The sequence below is a fragment of the Streptomyces scabichelini genome, assembly GCF_011045015.1.
GTDB lineage: Bacteria > Actinomycetota > Actinomycetes > Streptomycetales > Streptomycetaceae > Streptomyces > Streptomyces scabichelini.
Genome location: NZ_JAAKZY010000417.1, coordinates 1 through 3,193 on the forward strand (window position 1 = coordinate 1; position 3,193 = coordinate 3,193).

Here is a 3,193-nt window from a genome sequence, read left to right on the forward strand (position 1 = left end):
CCCTACCCGTCCCATCCCTGGGGCTCCGCCCCTGGACCCCGCTGGGGCTGCGCCCCAGACCCCCATCGGCCTGAACGGCCTCGTCCTCAAACGCCGGACGGGCTGCTTATGCCGGGACTGGGCCTAATGGTGACTCGCCGGGGCTGTGAAGTTACAGCAGGTCCTTCAGCCTCTCCGCCAGCAGGTCCCAGCGCCACTTGTGCTCGACCCACTCGCGGCCCCGCTCTCCCATACGGCGGCGGAGTTCGGAGTCGGCGAGGAGCGTGGTGATTCGGTCGGCTGTTGCCTGCGGGGAGCCGCCGCGGACGATCCAGCCGGTTTCGCCGTCCAGGACGGCGTCGGGTGCGCCGCCCGAGTCGCCGGCGACCACCGGCAGGCCCGTGGCGGAGGCCTCCAGGTAGACGATGCCGAGGCCCTCGACGTCGAGCCCGCCCCGGCGGGTGCGGCAGGGCATGGCGAAGACGTCGCCCGCGCCGTAGTGGGCGGGGAGTTCGGACCAGGGGACGGGGCCGGTGAAGTGCACGGAGTCGGCGACGCCGGTCTCGTACGCGAGTCTGCGCAGTTCCTTCTCGTACGGGCCGCCGCCGACGATCAGCAGGACGGCGTCCGGCTCCTTCGCGAGGATGCGCGGCATCGCGTGGATGAGCGTGTCCTGGCCCTTGCGCGGGACGAGACGGGAGACGCAGACCACGACCGGGCGGTCGGTGAGGCCGAGGCGGGCGCGGACCTCGGCGCCGCCCGAACCCGGGTGGAAGGTCTTCTCGTCGACGCCTGGCGGCAGTTGGGCCATGCGGCCCGCGGCCTCGGGCGTCAGCGCGGCGGCGATCCTTGAGCGGGTGTACTCGCCGAGGTAGGTGATCGTGTCCGTGGACTCGCCGATCCTGCGCAGGAGCCCGCGGGAGGCGGGCAGCTGGGCCCAGCCCGCCTCGTGGCCGTGCGTGGTGGCCACCAGGCGCTCGGCGCCGGCCTTCCGCAGCGCGGGCGCCATCAGGCCGAGCGGCGCCGCCGCCCCGAACCACACCGACGTACAGCCGTGTTCCCGCAGCAGTCCCACGGCCCGCCGTGTGACGCCGGGCGTCGGCAGCAGCATCGTCGTGCGGTCGCGTACGACGGTGAAGGGCTGCTCGGCGTCGAAGGCGGCGGTCGCCTCGATGCCCTCGCGGCTGCGCTTCCAGGTGGAGGCGTAGACGACGAGCCGGCCGGGGTCCAGGCGCAGCGCCATGTTGTGCAGGAAGGACTGGATACCGCCCGGTCTGGGCGGGAAGTCGTTGGTCACGATCAGGGTCTTGTCCATCGCGGTCGACAGTATCGAACCCGTACCCGACCGGCGCTCACGGCTCCGCGCGGCCGTGCTTCATGGCCCAGGCACAGCCGGGCAGGTCATCATGGTCGTACGCGACATCCGCACGGAGAGATACGAAGAGAACTGGGTGGCCATGACGGGCGCAAGGGGGGCGAGGATTCCGTACGGGCTGCTCGTGGTCTGGGGCCTGACCAGGCTGGTGCTGCTGCTCTTCGTGTTCAAGGTGTTCGTGTTCCCGGGCCCGGACGTCACGAGCGACGTCTCGGTGATCTATCACGGCTGGTACGAGTCCCTGCGCACGGGCAGCTTCCCGCCGGGCGACGTGGCCTGGCAGTACCCGCCCGCCGCCGCGCTCCCGGTCCTCTCCCCCGCCCTGCTGCCCTTCCTGGACTACGCGTCGGCGTTCTTCGTCCTCGTCCTCCTCGCCGACCTGTTCGTCGTCGTCCTGCTCCGGTACGCGGGCCTGCGCCCCGGCAAGACCCCGCGGGGCGTCTGGGTGTGGGCCGTGGGCGTGCCGCTGCTCGGGCCGACGGTGTACGCCCGCTATGACGTGATGGTGACGGCCGTCGCGGTGGCGGCGCTGCTCGCGGGCGCCCGGCATCCGCGGGTGCTGGGCGCGCTCGCGGGCCTCGGCGCGCTCCTGAAGGTGTGGCCGGCGCTGCTGCTCGTGGGCGTCACGAAGCGGACGCCCTGGGCCGCGGCGGCGGTGACGGCCGGGGCGCTCGCGCTGGTGTTCGCCGTGTCGATGCCCGGCGCGTTCGCGTTCCTGACCTTCCAGCGCGACCGGGGCACGGAGGTCGAGTCCCTGGGCTCCCTCGTCTTCCACGTCGCCCGGCACTTCGGCTGGGACGGCAAGGTGCTGCTCAACTACGGCTCCGTGGAGTTCGTCGGCCCGTACGTCGACGTGGTGAGCACGGCCGCCCTGCTGCTGACCGCGCTCGCCTTCGGCTGGCTGCTGCTGTGGCGACTGCGCGCCAAGCGCTTTGTGCCGCACACGCTGCCGGACGCCGCGTTCGTGGCCGTGCTCCTGTTCACGGCCACCAGCCGGGTCGTCAGCCCGCAGTACATGGTGTGGCTGATCGGTCTCGCCGCGGTCTGCCTGGTCTTCCGCGACAGCCGCATGGTCCTGCCGACCGGTCTGGTCCTCGTGGCGGCCTTCGTGACGGTTCTGGAGTTCCCCTTCTGGTTCGAGCACGTCGTGGCGAGCGACGCACTGGGCATCACCCTTCTCGTCGTACGCAACGGCCTGCTGATCGCCGCGGCGACGATCGCGGCCGGGCGCCTCTGGCGCGACACGGTCTCGTACGCGTCCCGGACGCCGGTCCCCGATCAGGCGGCCCGCGCCAAGGAGCCGTCGGGCGGCCTGATCAGCCGAGTTGAGAGCTGAGGTACGCCCGCCACTGCTCGGTGAACTTCTCCGGCGTCATGTCGAGCACGTCCCGCATCGCGGCCTCCACCGCCCCCGCCCGCGTCCGATGCGCGCCCACGGCCTGGTAGAACTCGCCGAGCCGCACCTCGCCCCACCGGTCGGTGATCAGCCGGCAGGCCATCCAGCCGCCCTCGTACGCCCGCGCCAGCCCGGCTGCGTCCCCGTCGAACCCGAAGTCCGCGTCGTCCGGCAGCGCGGCGGGGAGGTGCCCCTCCCGCACCGCGCGCCGCAGTTCGGGCGCGACCTCTGCCGGCGTACGGCCGGTGCCGCGATAGCCGACCCAGTCCGCGTACCCCTCGGACAACCACAGGGGTGTCGCCGCCGTCGTCCGGGCACGGGTCGCGACATGGGTCGTCTCGTGCGTGAGGACGACCTGCCGGCCGAAGTCGCTGAGGACCCCGTACGCGTCGGGGTTGACGACGATCCGGTCCGCGGGCGCCTTCGCCGCGTCTCCCCCGGCC

2 protein-coding genes and 1 pseudogene are annotated in these 3,193 nt (G+C 72.7%); 1 reads left to right on the forward strand and 2 read right to left on the reverse strand.

The window, feature by feature from the left end:
* Window positions 1–151 precede the first annotated feature (151 nt).
* Window positions 152–1,294, reverse strand: a complete 1,143-nt coding sequence (locus tag G5C60_RS50135) for a glycosyltransferase family 4 protein (protein ID WP_165270911.1) — start codon at window positions 1,292–1,294, stop codon at window positions 152–154.
* 142 nt (window positions 1,295–1,436) lie between these two features.
* Between G5C60_RS50135 and G5C60_RS50140 the strand changes: the two genes are divergently transcribed.
* A complete protein-coding gene (locus G5C60_RS50140; protein WP_165270913.1) occupies window positions 1,437–2,690 on the forward strand; it encodes a glycosyltransferase 87 family protein in 1,254 nt (417 codons plus the stop codon).
* Here the strand turns inward: G5C60_RS50140 and G5C60_RS50145 are convergent.
* Window positions 2,671–3,193, reverse strand: a pseudogene (locus G5C60_RS50145) (hypothetical protein); the annotation flags it as partial. The gene G5C60_RS50140 and the pseudogene G5C60_RS50145 sit on opposite strands and share 20 nt — an antisense overlap.

Coding starts and splice junctions, on each gene's coding strand:
- G5C60_RS50135 (WP_165270911.1), bottom strand. CDS start 1,294: ATGGACAAGACCCTGATCGTGACCAACGACTTCCCGCCCAGACCGGGC.
- G5C60_RS50140 (WP_165270913.1), top strand. CDS start 1,437: ATGACGGGCGCAAGGGGGGCGAGGATTCCGTACGGGCTGCTCGTGGTC.